The following is a 15,449-nucleotide window of genomic DNA, read 5'->3' as shown; positions in this document are numbered from 1 at the left end:
GGATCGCTGGTGGCGTGACATCTGCATGAGTGTGTGGCTCTCTGCTGACGGTCACGTACGAGGGGTAGTTGGGCTCGGCTCGTTGATCCCTGCCGAGGTCCTCGCCGCGTTCGATGCTCGTTGGCCGACAACTCTCTGTTCGATCAGCCCGGCTGACCTACGAGGGGAAATCACTGCCGTCATTGACCCTACGGTGATTGCAGCGCCGCCGTCATCACACGGGCGTTATCAGCATGTGAAGTTTTCGATATGGCCGCAGCATCGCGTCAAAACGTCCTCGCTTTCCGCCTCCCGTCCGCTCGCCTCCTACGTCGAACCCATGCCGATCCTAATCTAACGAAAGGAATTCATGAAAAATTGCACCTCCAAACTCGTCTTCTATAATCGTACGCTCGACGACATCACGGACCTTATGTGTCGCCGCCGCCTTCGTTGCTGCGAACCCGTCATCATTTACGGTTTCCGCTTTTCAACGATGAGTGATCTCGCCGTGGCCCGCCTGGGGGTCGAGGGCAGCATCATATCGGACGGCATGGCATTCATGGTTCTCCCGAGCCAACAGGCGGATGTTGAGAGCGCCATCCGTCGTATGGGTATGGAGGCGCGTGTCCAGCGGTTCGAGATTGCCGGTGTCTGGTTCTGGGGGATCGAGGATCGGGCTGTTTTCGATGAGGAGTTCGGCCCGGCAGTCTAGTAGGTCGCTTTTGGGGTTAGAATTGGTCACGACAGCGTGTCACCGACTGGAAAACACGCGGAACCCCACAACGAAGCCAAGGGTGAACCATAGCAGCCCCACCAATACCCGCGCCGTAAAGCCAATCATCCAGAGCGCGATCCAGAAAAGCTGCTGGACCAACCACCAGATCGTGACGAGGATGACTGGGCCGAGTTCGACCTGCTCCCAGAGTGTGGCCCAGTCGTCCTGGTAGACTTGGACTGGCTTGGTCACCGCCTTAGACTGCGAAGGGGATGGATGAACCGCAGTCCGCTCAGGCTGGATCGAAGTTTCTGGAAACTGAGCTTGGACCTGTCGCCACGCCTCCTGCGCGGGAAATCCCTGCGAGCGCAGGTAGTGATATTTTCCATATGCCGATGAGCCGTACGAAATTTCGCTCTTGGCACGTGAGGGCATCGTGTGAATGCTCAATGTAGCCCCCTTTGATCAAGCAGTCTCGTAATCGGCGAGCCAATCTCCACCGAGGCGGCGCATCAATCGGCTAACACAGGCCACCGTATCGTCTCCGGTTGGGCGCACAGGAACGAAGAATCCGAGGGCACCGAGCCTAGCATTCACTCGTTTCCTGATCGAACGAGGCAGGGGTGCGTTGTCCGCCGCATTGATCGAGACAATCATCCAGTGCCGCTCGCTAGAACCTTTCCGCACGAGAGGGAGAAGTTCGACGATGGCCCCAAGCTCGTCGGGTGAGGGCCGCCATTCGGCAAAAGCGACAAGGCCGAGCACCGCCTCTCGAATGGGGTCAGAGGTGTGCAGACAAACGCGATATTCGATCCCCTTCGCCCGCAACATCGAGACGTTGGAGAGGACCTGGAACTCCGGATCGTCGATAATGGGCTGATCCGGAAGCTGCTCCGTGCGCTCGATCCAGTACTGCAATGCCCGTCCAAGACCGCGTTTTGTCGAGGCCCCACGAATGGCTTCATCAAGAGCGTCGTTGTCTACGTGGTCCAACCCTTTGAGCCAGCGAACCGTCCTGGCGAAGTCGAGCGCATGGTGCTGGCTTGCCAACAAGGAAATAATCGCAGGGCTCAGCAACTCGGCATCATCAACAACCTCGATGACCTGAAGCACCCGAACGTCGATCTCGCCGATATGTCGGAGAACGCGCCCTTTCCGCCGCAGGTTCGGATCGGCGAAGAAGCTGAACAACAGACGATAATTGGGCGCAGGCAGCGGCTCGTCACCCACGCGGGCCAGAGCCCCAAGCAGGCCATCGGGAACTTCGCCATACGTGGCGAGGACGATCTCCCGTGCCCGAGACGTGGCGAGCGACCGGGCGATCTGGGCCAGGGGATCAAAATGTGAGACGCATTCGGCTGGGGCAACGGCTCGCAGGCGGGAGGCAATTTCTCCTGGATTCTCCCAGTCAGCCTCCGCGAAGCAGGCGAAAATGGCCTGCCGCTTGAGGGCCGACATGAAAAAGGTAGCGTTCAGGAAGCCCGGACAAGCGGTGTCCAGCCTCGAAGCGACCTGAAGGTAGAAGTCCCCATATGCACGGGGTGCAAATGTTCTGCGAGCCGGAAGTTCCAAACGCTGCTCCGTGAAAGCCTCGATTCCTCGAAGCTCTCACAGATCGGTTTTTCGTCAACGAAATGCAGGCAAGAAAATGCGGCGTCCGTCACGCCGCAACGGCTAACCCCTTGATCTCTTGCAATTCGTACTTCGAGACGAGTCCCGTGAGCGAGGCACTCTCCGTCACGGCATCGCCGGGAATCAGGACGTAACGCCACGGCTTGCCGCCATTGCTGCGAGCATGTTCATTGGCGTAGCTCACCCACGTACGTGCCGCCTTCGCCTTGGCCTGCACCGTGGGATCGTCCAACTCGTTGCGGGCCTTGATCTCGCAGATGAGCTTCTCGGTCGTCGTCTCGACCACGAAGTCGGGTTCGTACCGCTCACCCCGCCGGTAGTCGATCACGAACTGGTTGCGCCCCGGTTTGACCCAGCGGAGGACATCCTTCTCGTAAACAGAGTCGATCAGGACGGCGAAGCGCCGCTCATCGTCGGAATGGAACGCTTGCTGGAGATAACAGCTTTCATACCCGCTCTGCTACGAGCCGCCTTCAACGCATCGCATGGGCGGCATCCTGAGATTCTCTCAGGCTACTTCACTTTTCCTCATTACAAGGAGAAGCGCGATGCGCCTTCCTACTCTGAAACAACTTGAAGCCATGCCTTGGCAAGACGCCTGGGCAATTCTCGAAGCACATGAGCGTGACGAACGTGCCACCTACGAAAACCCGACTCTGTCGCATTGGCGTGGCCGCGCGTATGCCCGCGAACTCATCCGCGAAAAGTTGAAGCGGATTGAGCGGATGCGGGTCCACCTCGGGCTGTAAGCTGGTCGATGGGTGGGGTCGGAGCGCCCCACCTTCCTACCAAGTAACGCGATCTCGCCCTTAATGGCCTCGTACACGCTTCAATGGTCCATTGGGACTGTTCTAAAAACCCTCGAACTTCGCGTACGAACTTCGCTCCAGCCGAGGCTCACTGGGATCGCACGAACATTCGAGATTAAGCGGCATCCTGTACGAACATCCTTCTGCCCGACTGCTTCGTCCTGCATCCACCAAGTCCAAGAAGTCTTGAGTGTACGCACTTCGGCCTGAAGTTCGTGGGGCCATTTCCTTGTGGTCTAAAAAATCCGTGCAAAAATGGAGATCATCTGCACGGGAGTTTTTGGACGAATGAGACGTAGCTACGGGTATTCGCGGTGTTCAACATCGAGCCAGGACTGGGCGATTCAGCTTGATGCCCTCGCCAGGGCCGGGGTTGATGACCGCGATGTGTATCGGGAGAAGGCGAGCGGCGTGAAGCGGGATCGTACGGAACTCCGCCGCGTGCTTGACCTGCTGCGCCCCGACGACCGGCTCTACGTTTACGCGCTCGACCGATTGGCCCGGTCCCAGCTTCACCTGCTCCAGATCGTCGAGGAGATCGAGAAGAAGGGCGCGAAGCTGATCAGCCTGCGCGAGAACATCGACACGTCATCGGCCCTGGGCAAATTTTTTACAGGAATCCTGGGAAGCCTCTCGGCCATGGAACGTGAGCTCATCATGGAGCGGACCAAGGCAGGCGTGGCCCTGGCCCGCGAGAGGGGCGTGAAGTTCGGGCGAACTCCGAAGCTCACGCCCTCGCTGATCCGGCAGGTGCTGCTCGCCCATGATGACCCGGCCACCACAGTGCCCGAGACCTGCCGTATCCTCGGCATCTCCAGGTCGAGCTACTACAGCGCATTGAGGGCCGGGCGGCTGCAAGCCAAGGACCTCGTCATTGAGGCTGCCTGATCCGGAAGTTCCTTGATCGAACACGGTTCCAGGACGGTCGAGAAGCCGTACGAACACCGTGGCTACATGAGAAGTGGCCTGGAGGCGATCCCCCAGGCCATCACGATATCAGGCAATAGCGCGCTTGAACGCCACCATGTCGGTCACAGTTGCGAAGGAGCACTCGACCTCCAGTTCGCCTGTGAGGTGGTTGAAGTCCCAGGCGATCTCGGGATCGTCGAGTTCCATCTCATACGCCCGGTCCCGCAGATCGCGCACCATGACCTGATGCGCGAGGTCCTCGAAGTACAGCCCCTCGGTGTCGAGCCCCGTGCTCTCCATGCGAGCCTTCAGGTCCTTGGCTTTCAGCCAGATGTCTCCCTCAGAGACGATATGCGTGAAGGAGTGATCAGTGTGCATAATCGCGGACCTCCTCATCCATGATTGTCTCATCGGTGCATGGCTCGGGATTAACGGAGGGCGGCAGAAGCTCGTCGAGGCGCTGGCGCAGGCGATGAAGATCGCCCTGCTCCTGGAAGCGGAAGGTGATCATGTCCGTCTCGATGTCGAGAACCCAAGTCTTGCCCTCAGGGCCAAGCAGTCCGGATGTGATGAGAGCAAGTTCGTACGCGGTTTCGGCCATGTCGTACGAGCTAAGGCCCGTCGTCATGATTGTATGATGATGTCCAAATGACATAAAAAATAGCTCCTAAAATTAATCAACGGCGCTCAAGGCCGATAATCAGAACCTACCGGAGTGGGCTCTTTCCCGTCGATATTTTCATGGAGAACTCGGGCTCATCACGAACTTCGGCCATCACGAGATGGGCTCTTGGATCAGTCGTACGAGAAGAAGCTCATGGAGGCAGGGCTGCTGCGCACCCCTGATCCGCTGATGCCTGTCGCTGTTCTCGATCACTCGCAGGCTCGTGATCGCTCGCGCTCCAGGCATCAGCAGTGATCTGCTGTGATGATCCAAACCTGTCTCGAATAATCTATCTTCTGGTTCACACCCAAGATCACACGCTTTCTCCCCCCTGCCTGCTCGAATTGAGCAAGCAGAAGAGAGACAGCACGTTCACACCCTGAGTCGTGGACGCTCAACAGCCGCTTGCCGGTGTTATCCGGCGGCTGGCGGTCACCCGAGACCAGCACATGACGGCCCTTTCTCCGGTCCGCTCCGCCTACTCGTGAGTGTGGGGGTTCCCCGGCGGGTGCGCTCTAAAAGCCTTTTTCACCCGACCGGACCTTGCGACTCCGGCGAACGTTATGACCGTGACGGTTATTCAATCTGAAGATTGGAAGCTCGTACGCCCGACTGTTGAGGGATCAGGCCGTACGCGGAGAGGTGTCAAATCGAGCACGACACACTTCTCCTCTTTTCTGGAATGCCTTTCGCGGAACTCCTGTCCGCCGAGCAGCCGTTACTCCCTACCATCTCAGGGCGGGATGTCCGTCTCGTGGGTCGCTCTGCCTACGGTGCGCCGGTCAGGTGGTCCCGGATGCCGTTGCTGGGGCGGAGGCGGCCCCTGTACACTCCTGAGCGATATATCTGATGCAGGCTAGAAGCGCCTCGCATCTGTATTTATTAAAGCATATCGTACGAATTGGCGTCAATTTATAAAGAATAATGACGATTATGAGCCGCTCAGGTAATCTCAATATATAATTATCTGAGGTTATTATGAGCAATTTGCCCTACACTTATACTATTAAGCCTTCACGGAAGCCGAAGGCTATTCACGACGTTATTCTCGAAGATCACGTTAAATACTTCGGCGAGCAAGGCTCCAAATGGGCCATGTGGCGGGATGGCCGGAAGATCGTGCTTGTCTTCGCCAACCTTGAAGATCAGCGCAAATCTGAGGTGCGCTCGCATCTGAGCCAATACATCTGGAAGCGGAGCGAGCAGGGTTGGCTGTGAACTTCGGCCAGTCTTTCTCGAACTTCATTGTGATCGGCGGGCCTCGCGCTGTTTCGACGGCCCGGCAGTAGTCTCGAACTTCATGGCCTGGGAGAGCTTCCCAGGCCAGCTTGACCATAAATCCGCGCAGCCCCAGCCTCCTCGTACGAGAACTACGCGAGTCGATCATGCCCGCCGACGAATCCCCTCAGCTCCACCAAGTTCCCGCACCTCCCGGCATACCGCGCGGGCGGCGATCCAGGGCCGGTCGGTCCTCTCCCGCACATGTTGTGAACCGAGCCCTTCGCTCGCGGCCGCATCGGATGCCCGTTCGGCCTCCTCCTCACGGACGCGGGGCGGAACCGGCACCCGGACGAATCCCGTCGGCGATTGATCTGCCGCAATCCCGGACCGGCGCCCCGGAGCTATCCTTCGGAATCGCCCGCGACCGAAGGACGGTGACACGGCCATGGACGCCTCGCGGCCCCTTCGGGGCGCTTCACCCGCCAGAGGCGATTCCGGCACCTTCTCCCCCGGACGCCGCCACGCCTCGCCGGGCTGATCCGGGCGACCGGCTACTTCGTGGTGCGGGGCCGGACGGAGGTCGGGACGGTCGTCGCCTTCATCGCCGGGCTCGGGCAGATCAACGACCCCTGGGGCGATCTGGTCAACTGGTTCCGGGACCTGAAGGTGACCCGGACGAAATACGGGATGATCGGCCGCACCGTCCGCGACATGCGCGGGGAGCGGATCTGAGCGACGGCGGATCGTGCCGCCTTCCGGACGCCGCAGGTCGGCAGGCCCGTCACTCCATGCCGTCATTCCAGGCCGAGCCACGCCACCAGTTCGGGCATGGCGTCGATCAGGGCGTCCGCGCCGAGTTCGCCGTGGGGCCTGTGGCTGTAGCCGTAGGTGACGGCGACCGCCCGCAGGCCCGCGGCACGGGCGTCCTGCACGTCGTGGTGGTTGTCGCCGACCATGAGCGCCTCCTCCGGCGCCGCGCAGAGCTCGGCGAGCGCGTGCCGCAGGGGCGCGGGGTCCGGCTTGCGCTCGGGCAGGGTATCGCCCGCCACGACCGATCCGAAGAAGCCGGCGAGGCCGAGGGCGTTCAGGATCTCGAGGGTCGCGCGACGCGGCTTGTTCGTCACCACGCCGAGGCGCAGGCCCCGTCCCTGGAGATGCGCCAGGACCTCCGGAACGCCCGGATAGGGCACCGTGTGCCGGGTTGCGCGGGCCCCGTAGAGATCCATGAACCGCGGGACCTGCGCGTCGAGCCGCGCCGCGTCGCCTCCCGTGGCGCGCAGCGCCCGCTCGACGAGCCTGGCCACGCCGTCCCCGACCATGCCCTTCACCTCGTCGAGGCTCAGCGGCCGCAGCCCCTCCTCCGCCAAAAGGAGGTTGACCGCCTCCCGAAGGTCGCGGGCGCTGTCGACGAGAGTGCCGTCCAGGTCGAAGAGAATGGCGCGTACGGGTTTCATGGCTCGGGTCTGGATCCTTCTGCGGCGGAGCGGGAACGGTTTTCCACAACGGGCGCAGGCCGTGCGGCCGCCCGTGCCTTCGGCTATCATGGCGCGGCGCGCCGCACATCCCCAGAGGCCGAGGATACGCCATGAGCCACGACCCCACCCTGCCCGTCGACGAGGAGGCGCGCGCCACGGCCAAGCGCCTTCTGCGAACCTCGCGCTCGGGCGCCCTGGCGACGGTGGACCCGGAGGGCGGCTTTCCCTTCGCGAGCCTCGTGGGGGTTGCGACCGCCTGCGACGGCACGCCCGTCCTCCTCACCTCGCAGCTCTCGATCCATACGCGGCTGATGGAGCGGGAGCCCCGCTGCTCGCTTCTTCTCTCCGACATCGGCAAGGGGGATCCCCTCGCCCACCCGCGCCTGACGATCCGGGCGCTCGCGCAGCGCGTGGAGCGCATGTCGGCCGAACATGGCGCGCTCAGGCGCCGCTACCTCGCCCATCACCCGAAGGCCGCGCTCTATGTCGATTTTCCGGACTTCTCGTTCTGGCGCCTCGCCGTCCAGGGGGCGAGCCTGAACGCGGGCTTCGGCCGCGCCTACCGCATGGAGGCCGCCGACCTGCTCACCGACCTGGCGGGGCTGGAGGATTTCGCGGATCTCGAGGCGGAGGCCGTGGCGCACATGAACGAGGATCATGCGGACACGGTCGCGCTCTATGCCGAGCGGCTGTGCGGCGCGCGCCCGGGCGCCTGGCGGCTGACGGGGCTCGACCCGGAGGGAGCCCAGCTCGCCTGCGGCGACGAGGTCGTGCGGCTTTCCTTTCCGCAGCGCCTGTCGCGGAGCGCGGAGCTGCGCCCCGCGCTCGTCGCTCTCGCCCGGAAGGCCCGCGGCGGCGAGGCGCCGGCCTGAGCGGATCAGGCGGCGTACTTCTCCGCGAGATAGGAGAGGTAGGGCGTGGGATCGAGGCCGCGCCCCGTCTCGCGGACGAGCAGCTCCTCCCGCCGGAAGCGGCGGCCGTGCTGCCACACCTTCGCGCGCAGCGCCTCCGCGAGCCCCGCGTACTCGCCCGCTTCGACCGCATCCTCCAGGGAGGGGTCGTTCCGCCGCAGGGTCTCCATGATCTGCGCGGCCATCACGTTGCCGATCGTATAGGTGGGGAACGAGCCGATATAGCCGGTCGACCAGTGCACGTCCTGGAGGACGCCCCTGGCGTCGTCCGGGACCGTGAGGCCGAGGTCGCGGGCGATCGCGGCGTTCCAGGCGCCGGGCAGGTCGGCCACCTCGAGCGACCCGTCCATGAGGGCGCACTCGATCTCGACGCGCAGCATGATGTGGAAGTCGTAGGTCAGCTCGTCCGCCTCCACGCGGATGAAGCCGGGCTCGACGCGGGTGACGGCGCGGTAGAACCCCTCGGCGCTGACATCGGCCAGCTGCTGCGGGAAGTGGCACCGGAGCTCGGGGAAGTGGAGGTGCCAGAAGGTCCGGCTGCGGACCACGTGGTTCTCCCACAGGCGCGACTGGGACTCGTGCGCGCCGAAGCTGGTGCCGCCCACCGCGTAGAGGCCGACGAGATCCGTGGCGAGGGCCGTGCGGGTATAGGCGGGGTCGACGCCCTGCTCGTAGAGGCCGTGTCCCGTTTCGTGCGCGGTGCCGAAGATGGAGGCCGGCAGGTAGTTGCGGTTGTAGCGGGTGGTGATGCGCACGTCGTTGCGGGTGAAGGACACCTCGAAGGGATGCACCGTGGTGTCGAGACGCCCGCGCGAGAGGTCGTAGCCGAGCTTCTGCGCCAGGGCGAGGCCGAACGCCTTCTGCCCCTCCTCCGGGAAGTCGCGGAACAGGAAGTCCGAGCGCGGCGCCGGCCGGGAGCGGGCCGCATCGAGGATCGGCAGGAGACCCGCGCGAAGGGTCGAGAACAGCGCCTTCAGGCTGCGGGCGGTCTCTCCCGGCTCGTAGATGGAGACCATCGCGTCGTAGGGATGCTCGCTCCAGCCGATGCAGTCCGCATAGGCGCGGGAGAGCGCGAGGGTCTTTTCCAGGTGCGGGGCGAAGATCGCGAAGTCGCTCTTCGCCCTCGCCTCGATCCAGGCCGCCTGCGCGACGGTGCGAAGGGCCGCGCGCTCCTGGATGAGCGAGGCCGGCACGCGGCCGTGGTGGATCACCGCGTGACGCGTCTGCGCCACGATCCTGCGCTCGGGGGAATCCTCGGGCAGATCCGCGACCGCGCGCTCCGCGGCGTCGAGGGCCGCCGCGGTCTCGGGCGCGAGCAGGAGGTCGCGGGCGAGGCGGGTCAGGGTCGCGATCTGGTGCCCGCGGGTCTCCGCGCCGCCCGGCGGCATCATGGTGCGCGAATCCCAGGTGAGCACGGATGCCGCGTTCAGGACATCGTTGACGGCGGCGATGCGCTCGTTGAGCGCGGCGAGGGAGTCGTTCGTGGCCATGGTGTCGCTGGAGCTTCGGGGTTCAGGCGGTTCCGCCGGTGTTGAGATGGCAGGCCGAGAAGCGTCCGGGGGCGATCGCGGTCAGCGCCGGCGCCTCGGCCCTGCAGCGCGGCCCGGCGAGGGGACAGCGCGGATGGAAGTGGCATCCGCTCGGCGGATGGAGCGGGGACGGGATCTCCCCGGCGATGGGATGGAAGCTCCTGCGGCCGACGCCGATCCGCGGGACGCTCTCGAACAGGGCCCTGGTATAGGGGTGGTTGGGGGCGGCGTAGAGCTCCGCCGTCGGGGCCAGCTCCACGATGCGGCCGAGATACATGATCGCGACCCGGTCGGAGACATGGCGCACCACGCCGAGGTCGTGGCTGATGAAGATCGCCGTCAGGTCGAGGTCCCGCCGCAGGTCCATGAAGAGGTTGAGCACCTGCGCCTGGATCGACACGTCGAGGGATGCGACGGGCTCGTCGAGCACCAGCAGGTCCGGTTTCATGGCAAGCGCGCGGGCGATGGCGATGCGCTGGCGCTGGCCGCCCGAGAACTGGTGCGGGAAGCGCCGGCGGTAGCTGGGATCGAGCCCGACGCGCCCCAGGAGGTCGGCCACGTAGGAATCCGCCTCCCGCGCCTTGACGATGCGATGGGTGACGGGGCCTTCGGCCACCGTGTCCCCGATGCGCATGCGCGGGTTGAGGCTGGCGAAGGGGTCCTGGTGCACCATCTGGATGCGGGTGGTCAGCTTGCTGGTGCGGCGGCCCTGCTGCTTCGCGACGGGCTTGCCGTCGAACAGCACCTTGCCTTCGGTCGGCGCGTAGATCCCGGCGACGATGCGCCCGAGCGTGGACTTGCCGCAGCCGGATTCGCCGACGAGGCCGACCACCTCCCCCTTGCGGACGGAGAGGCTCACGTCGCTCACGGCGCGCACGACCTCCGTGCCGCGGCCGGCGCCGAGGGCGCCCGCGATGCGCTCGCCGAGGCTCGGCTGCTTTACGAAGCGCTTCGAAACGTGGTCGACGTCGAGGAGGGCGGCTGACATGAATCGGTCTCGATCGGATAATGGCAGAGGGCGGAGCGTCCGTCCGCGAAGCGCTGAACGGGCGGCGTCGCCGTACAGGCGGGGCCGGCCCTGAAGCAGCGGGGGGCGAAGGCGCAGCCGGGCGGAAGGTTCGCGAGCGAGGGCGCCGAGCCCGGAACCTGGGGCAGCCTCTCGCCCGGCTCGTGCTCGGCGGGGACGGAGGCGAGGAGGCCCGCCGTGTAAGGGTGCCGCGGCGCGGCGATCACCTCCGCGGCAGGCCCGGTCTCGACCACTCGCCCCGCGTACATGACGCAGATGTCGTCGGCGAGGCTCGACACCACGGCGAGGTCGTGCGTGACCCAGACGAAAGCGGTGCCGGTCTCGTCGGCGAGGCGGCGCACCTCCGCCAGGATCTGGCCCTGGATCGACACGTCGAGGGCGGTCGTCGGCTCGTCCGCGATGATCACCGCGGGCCGGTGCAGGAGCGCGATGGCGATGGCCACGCGCTGGCGCATGCCGCCCGAGAGCTGATGCGGATAGGCGTCGAGCCGCTCCTCGGGGCTCGGAATGCCGACCTTGGCGAGCGCCTCGCGCGCCCGCACCCGCGCCGCCCTGCGCGACACGTTGTCGTGCGCGCGGACGGCCGCGATCATCTGGGTGCCGATCTTGAGGACCGGGTTCAGGGTCATCATCGGATCCTGGAACACCATGGCGAGCTGCGCCCCGCGGACGCGGCGCAGCTCGTCCCCCTTCAGGCGCGTGAGGTCGCGGCCGTTGAGCAGCACCTCGCCGTCGGCGATCATGCCCGGCGGCTCGATGAGGCCGAGGATCGAATAGCCGGTGACGCTCTTTCCCGAGCCGGATTCGCCGACGAGGCCGAGGATGCGGCCCCGGCCGACCTCGAAGCTGACGCCGTCGACGGCGTTGAGGGTTCCGGCGCGGGTCTTGAACTGGGTCCGGAGGTTGCGGACGCTGAGGACGGGTTCGCTCATCGGCTGCGCCTCGGATTCAGGACGTTGCGGACCTGATCGCCCACCAGGTTGATCGCCACCACGGTCAGCATCAGCGCGATGCCCGGATAGATCGAGATCCAGTAGCGGCCGGAGAGCAGGAACTGGAAGCCGTTGGAGATCAGCGAGCCGAGCGACGGCTGGGTGATGGGCAGGCCGAGGCCGAGGAAGGACAGGGTCGCCTCCAGGGCGATGGAATTGGCCACCTGCACCGTCGCCACCACGATCAGCGGCGGCAGCGCGTTCGGCAGGAGGTGCCGGAACAGCACCTGCCGCGCCGGGATGGGCGTGGAGAGCGCCGCCTCGATGTAGTCCTTGCGCCGCTCGGCGCTCGCCGCCCCGTGGGTGGTGCGGGCGAAATAGGCGTATTGCGCCGCGACCAGAGCCGCCACGAGCTGCGGAAGCCCCTGTCCGAGCAGGGCGACCAGCACGAGGGCGAGCAGGATGGCGGGCAGCGAGAGCTGCAGGTCGATGACGCGCATGATGAGCGCCTCCACCCGCCCGCCGTAATAGGCGGCGACGAGCCCGACGACGGCCCCGAGGACCAGGGCGAAGGTGCCCGCCATCACGCCGACGATGAGGCTGGTGCGCAGCCCGTAGAGGATCGCGGAGAACACGTCGCGCCCGGCGGCGTCCGTGCCGAGCCAGTGGACGTAGCCGCCCGAGCCGACCTCCCCGGGCTCGAGGCGCGCATCGAAGAGGTCGAGCGCCTCCTGGTTGTAGGGATCCTGCGGCGCCACCACGGGCGCGAGGACGGCCATGAGGACGACCGAGACGATGACGACGAGGGCCGCCACCGCCACGGGGCTCTGCCGGAAATCCGACCAGAAGTTCGAAAGCCGGCTCCAGCGATTCTCGACGGGAGCGCTCATGAGGAAGCCTTGACGCGGATGCGGGGGTCGAGCTGCCCGTAGACCAGATCGACGACGAGATTGATCAGGACGAACAGGAACACCACCAGGATGAGGTATGCGACCATCACGGGACGGTCGAGCACCGTGATGGAATCGATGATGAGCTTGCCCATGCCGGGCCAGTTGAACACCGTCTCCGTGACGACGGCGAAGGCGAGCGTGGAGCCGAGCTCGAGCCCGAAGACGGTGACGATCGGGATCGAGATGTTCTTGAGGACGTGCAGGCCGACGACCTTTCCCTCGGACAGGCCCTGCGCCCGGGCGAAGCGCACGTAGTCGGAGCTCATGACCTCGACCGTGCCGGCGCGGGTGAGGCGAATGAGGAGGCCGAGCTTGAACAGGGCGAGGTTGAGGGCCGGCAGGACGATGTAGCTGAGGCCCTCCAGGGAGGTGATCGACAGGTTCATGCCGAGCACGTTCGTCGTCGGCCCGCGCCCGCCGGAGGGCAGCCAGCCGAGCTCCACGGCGAAGGTCATGATCAGCAGGAGCCCGACCCAGAAGGTGGGAACGCTGAAGCCCAGCACCGAGAAGGCCATGATCGCCTTGGACGAGAGCGCATCGGGCTTGTAGCCGGCCCAGAGTCCCAGGGGAATGCCGAGGCAGGTGGCGATGAGCATGGCGCACAGGGCCAGCTCCAGCGTCGCCGGGAAGCGCGAGAAGATCAGGCTGAGCACCGGCAGCCGGTAGATGAAGGACTCGCCCAGGTCCCCGTGCAGCATGTTGTTCACGAACACGAAGTACTGCTGGAACAGCGGCAGGTCGAGCCCGTAGCGGCGGATCAGCGCCTCGCGCAGCGCCTGGTCAGAGGCGGGGTCGATCATGACGTCGATCGGGTTCCCGATGGCGTAGACGCCGAGGAACACGATGATCGACATGGCGACGATGACCAGGAGCGCCTGAAGAACGCGCTGGATGAGAAAACCGATCATGCTCGCTCGTGCATGGGTTGGAAACGGAACGGGAAATCGTCACGCAACGCGAAAAGCGAAGCGGCTTCAGTGTTCCGAAGCCGCCCCGGGAACTGAGCCGGCCGGGAATTTCCCGGCCGGGCCGATGTCGCGAATCAGCTCTTCGGCTTGATCTCGTAGGCCAGGGTCTCCTGGTCGACGCGCGGCGGGATCACCATGGTGCCCTTCTTCGCCGCCCAGACGGTCTGGAGCTGCACGGTCGGGATCAGCGCGCGGTCGTTCATGGAGATCTCGGTGACCTTCTCGAACAGGGCGCGGCGCTTCGCATCGTCCATGGTGCGGGCGCCTTCCTGGAGAAGCGCGTCCACCTCGGGGTTGGAGTAGCCCTGCTTGTTGAAGGCGCCGAGGCCCGTCTTCGGATCGGCGGTGTGCACCAGCGAGCCGTAGGTGTAGCTCGCCTCGCCCGTCAGCGTGCCCCAGCCGCTCATCCACAGGGGGAACTCGCCCTTCTGCTGCGCCGGGAAGAACACCGTGCCGTTGAGGGCGTTGGCGTTCACCTTGAGGCCTGCGCGCGCCCACATCTGGGACAGGGCCTCGCACACGGCGGCGTCGCCCGGCAGGCGGTTGTTGGTGCAGAAGAAGTCGATCTCGAAGCCCTTCGGGTAGCCTGCCGCGGCGAGCAGCTCCTTGGCCTTCGCGACGTTGTAGGGACGCTCCGGCAGGTTCTTGTTGCCGCCGAAGAAGCTGGCGGGCATCAGCTGGTTCGCGGGCTTGCCGAGACCCTCCAGCACGACGCGCACCAGAGTCTTGCGGTCGATGGCGAGATCGAGCGCCTCGCGCACCCGGGCATCGCGCAGCGGGTTCTCGGCGATCTCCTTGCCGTCGACCTTCACCGGCTTCGGCAGGGTCTCCTTCACGTTCGGCGTGATGTTGAAGAAGTAGACCGTGTCGGCGATGAAGGTGTCGACCGACTTGTCCTTCTGCATCGCCGCGTAGTCCGTCGCGGGGACGTAGTTGACGAGATCGACCTGGCCCGACTTCAGGGCGGCCATGCGCGCCGGATCGTTCGGGATCTCCTTGCGGATCACCTTCTGCCAGTGGGGCTTCTGGCCCCAGTAGCCGTCGAAGCGCTCGAGCACCAGATCGCCCTTGGGCTCCCACGACACGAACTTGTAGGGCCCGGTGCCGATGGCGGCCTTGCCGGAGTTGAACTGCTCGTTGCGGGCCTCCATGCCGATGGACTTCGGCACCACGAAGAGGCGGATGAAGTCGTTCGGCAGGGTCGGCGCGGGGGCCTTGGTGATCACGTGCAGGGTGTACTTGTCGACGACCTTCGTCTCCTTCACCTGCTTCGTGTAGATCGTCATGCTCATCGGACCCGTCACCACCGGGATGCGGTCGATGGAGAACTTCACGTCCTCGGCGGTGAGCTCGGAGCCGTCGTGGAATTTCACGCCCTCGCGGATCTTGAACTCCCACGTGGTGTCGTCGACCGGCTTCCAGGAGGTGGCGAGACCCGGCTTCAGCTGCAGGTTCTCATCGGCCATGACGATCGTATCGAAGATGTGGCGCAGCGCCTCGGCCTGGCTGCCGAGGGTGGACCAGTGCGGATCGATGGAATCCGGTCCGGCGCGAAGGCCCATGGTGAGGGTCTGCGCGGAGGCTGCGCCCCCGAGCATGGTCCCCGCCAGGAGCGCCGCCGCCACCATACCGCCAAGCTTGGAATTTAGTTTCACCTGAAGTCCCCCTCTTGCTAAGAACCAGACTTTTCGTTCAAGGTGTACTTGCCGAATATAACGGTAG

General features: G+C 64.9%; 18 protein-coding genes. 6 read left to right on the top strand and 12 right to left on the bottom strand.

The window, feature by feature from the left end; translation table 11 throughout:
* The first annotated feature begins 349 nt into the window (after nt 1–349).
* Nucleotides 350–694 carry a hypothetical protein gene (locus tag GDR74_RS02385; RefSeq protein WP_152584802.1) on the top strand — a complete coding sequence of 115 codons (345 nt, stop codon included), beginning with the start codon at nt 350–352 and terminating at the stop codon, nt 692–694.
* Between the two features lie 39 nt (nt 695–733).
* On the opposite strand, the gene GDR74_RS02380 is transcribed toward GDR74_RS02385, so the two are convergent.
* The 3 genes from GDR74_RS02380 to GDR74_RS02370 form a co-directional block, all read right to left on the bottom strand.
* On the bottom strand, nt 734–1,147 hold the full coding sequence (locus tag GDR74_RS02380; RefSeq protein WP_152584801.1) for a hypothetical protein: 414 nt from the start codon (nt 1,145–1,147) through the stop codon (nt 734–736).
* Nucleotides 1,148–1,162: 15 nt separating this feature from the next.
* Entirely contained in the window at nt 1,163–2,155 is a 993-nt protein-coding gene (locus GDR74_RS02375) for a hypothetical protein (RefSeq protein WP_152584800.1), read from the bottom strand.
* 202 nt (nt 2,156–2,357) lie between these two features.
* Nucleotides 2,358–2,657 carry a hypothetical protein gene (locus GDR74_RS02370; protein WP_152584799.1) on the bottom strand — a complete coding sequence of 100 codons (300 nt, stop codon included), beginning with the start codon at nt 2,655–2,657 and terminating at the stop codon, nt 2,358–2,360.
* Nucleotides 2,658–2,877: 220 nt separating this feature from the next.
* Here GDR74_RS02370 and GDR74_RS02365 point away from each other — a divergent pair, with 220 nt between their 5' ends.
* Entirely contained in the window at nt 2,878–3,078 is a 201-nt protein-coding gene (locus tag GDR74_RS02365) for a hypothetical protein (protein WP_152584798.1), read from the top strand.
* Between the two features lie 348 nt (nt 3,079–3,426).
* Nucleotides 3,427–4,026, top strand: coding sequence for a recombinase family protein (locus tag GDR74_RS02360; protein ID WP_194164607.1), 600 nt, complete (start codon nt 3,427–3,429; stop codon nt 4,024–4,026).
* 108 nt (nt 4,027–4,134) lie between these two features.
* Here GDR74_RS02360 and GDR74_RS02355 read toward each other — a convergent pair whose 3' ends face one another.
* Together GDR74_RS02355 and GDR74_RS02350 are read right to left on the bottom strand one after the other, a co-directional pair.
* Nucleotides 4,135–4,425 carry a hypothetical protein gene (locus GDR74_RS02355; protein ID WP_152584796.1) on the bottom strand — a complete coding sequence of 97 codons (291 nt, stop codon included), beginning with the start codon at nt 4,423–4,425 and terminating at the stop codon, nt 4,135–4,137.
* Nucleotides 4,415–4,675 (bottom strand): hypothetical protein, encoded by a 261-nt coding sequence (locus tag GDR74_RS02350; protein WP_152584795.1) that lies wholly within the window; start codon nt 4,673–4,675, stop codon nt 4,415–4,417. The genes GDR74_RS02355 and GDR74_RS02350 overlap by 11 nt, the downstream gene beginning before the upstream one ends.
* 1,014 nt (nt 4,676–5,689) lie before the next feature.
* Between GDR74_RS02350 and GDR74_RS02345 the strand changes: the two genes are divergently transcribed.
* Together GDR74_RS02345 and GDR74_RS02340 are read left to right on the top strand one after the other, a co-directional pair.
* Nucleotides 5,690–5,929 (top strand): hypothetical protein, encoded by a 240-nt coding sequence (locus GDR74_RS02345; RefSeq protein WP_152584794.1) that lies wholly within the window; start codon nt 5,690–5,692, stop codon nt 5,927–5,929.
* Nucleotides 5,930–6,490: 561 nt separating this feature from the next.
* Nucleotides 6,491–6,664, top strand: coding sequence for a hypothetical protein (locus GDR74_RS02340; RefSeq protein ID WP_425486939.1), 174 nt, complete (start codon nt 6,491–6,493; stop codon nt 6,662–6,664).
* A 62-nt stretch (nt 6,665–6,726) separates the two neighbouring features.
* Here GDR74_RS02340 and gph read toward each other — a convergent pair whose 3' ends face one another.
* Nucleotides 6,727–7,386 (bottom strand): phosphoglycolate phosphatase, encoded by a 660-nt coding sequence (gph, locus tag GDR74_RS02335; protein WP_152584793.1) that lies wholly within the window; start codon nt 7,384–7,386, stop codon nt 6,727–6,729.
* Nucleotides 7,387–7,517: 131 nt separating this feature from the next.
* On the opposite strand from gph, the gene GDR74_RS02330 reads away from it, so the two are divergent.
* Nucleotides 7,518–8,279: a HugZ family pyridoxamine 5'-phosphate oxidase gene (locus GDR74_RS02330; protein ID WP_152584792.1), complete on the top strand. Its 762-nt coding sequence runs from the start codon at nt 7,518–7,520 to the stop codon at nt 8,277–8,279.
* Nucleotides 8,280–8,284: 5 nt separating this feature from the next.
* Here GDR74_RS02330 and GDR74_RS02325 read toward each other — a convergent pair whose 3' ends face one another.
* The 6 genes from GDR74_RS02325 to GDR74_RS02300 all read right to left on the bottom strand — a co-directional run bounded on the left by GDR74_RS02325 (nt 8,285) and on the right by GDR74_RS02300 (nt 15,382).
* Nucleotides 8,285–9,808, bottom strand: a complete 1,524-nt coding sequence (locus tag GDR74_RS02325; RefSeq protein WP_152584791.1) for a carboxypeptidase M32 — start codon at nt 9,806–9,808, stop codon at nt 8,285–8,287.
* A 22-nt stretch (nt 9,809–9,830) separates the two neighbouring features.
* Complete coding sequence (locus tag GDR74_RS02320) at nt 9,831–10,835, bottom strand: ABC transporter ATP-binding protein (protein ID WP_152584790.1); 1,005 nt, start codon at nt 10,833–10,835, stop codon at nt 9,831–9,833.
* On the bottom strand, nt 10,787–11,806 hold the full coding sequence (locus GDR74_RS02315; RefSeq protein ID WP_152584789.1) for an ABC transporter ATP-binding protein: 1,020 nt from the start codon (nt 11,804–11,806) through the stop codon (nt 10,787–10,789). The genes GDR74_RS02320 and GDR74_RS02315 overlap by 49 nt, the downstream gene beginning before the upstream one ends.
* On the bottom strand, nt 11,803–12,696 hold the full coding sequence (locus GDR74_RS02310) for an ABC transporter permease (RefSeq protein WP_152584788.1): 894 nt from the start codon (nt 12,694–12,696) through the stop codon (nt 11,803–11,805). The genes GDR74_RS02315 and GDR74_RS02310 overlap by 4 nt, the downstream gene beginning before the upstream one ends.
* On the bottom strand, nt 12,693–13,667 hold the full coding sequence (locus GDR74_RS02305) for an ABC transporter permease (protein ID WP_152584787.1): 975 nt from the start codon (nt 13,665–13,667) through the stop codon (nt 12,693–12,695). The genes GDR74_RS02310 and GDR74_RS02305 overlap by 4 nt, the downstream gene beginning before the upstream one ends.
* A 134-nt stretch (nt 13,668–13,801) precedes the next feature.
* On the bottom strand, nt 13,802–15,382 hold the full coding sequence (locus GDR74_RS02300; RefSeq protein ID WP_152584786.1) for an ABC transporter substrate-binding protein: 1,581 nt from the start codon (nt 15,380–15,382) through the stop codon (nt 13,802–13,804).
* Nucleotides 15,383–15,449: the final 67 nt, after the last annotated feature.

The organism is Microvirga thermotolerans (genome assembly GCF_009363855.1).
Lineage (GTDB): Bacteria > Pseudomonadota > Alphaproteobacteria > Rhizobiales > Beijerinckiaceae > Microvirga > Microvirga thermotolerans.
The sequence above is the reverse complement of the archived record's forward strand: the minus strand, read 5'-3'. Positions and strand labels throughout refer to the sequence as shown.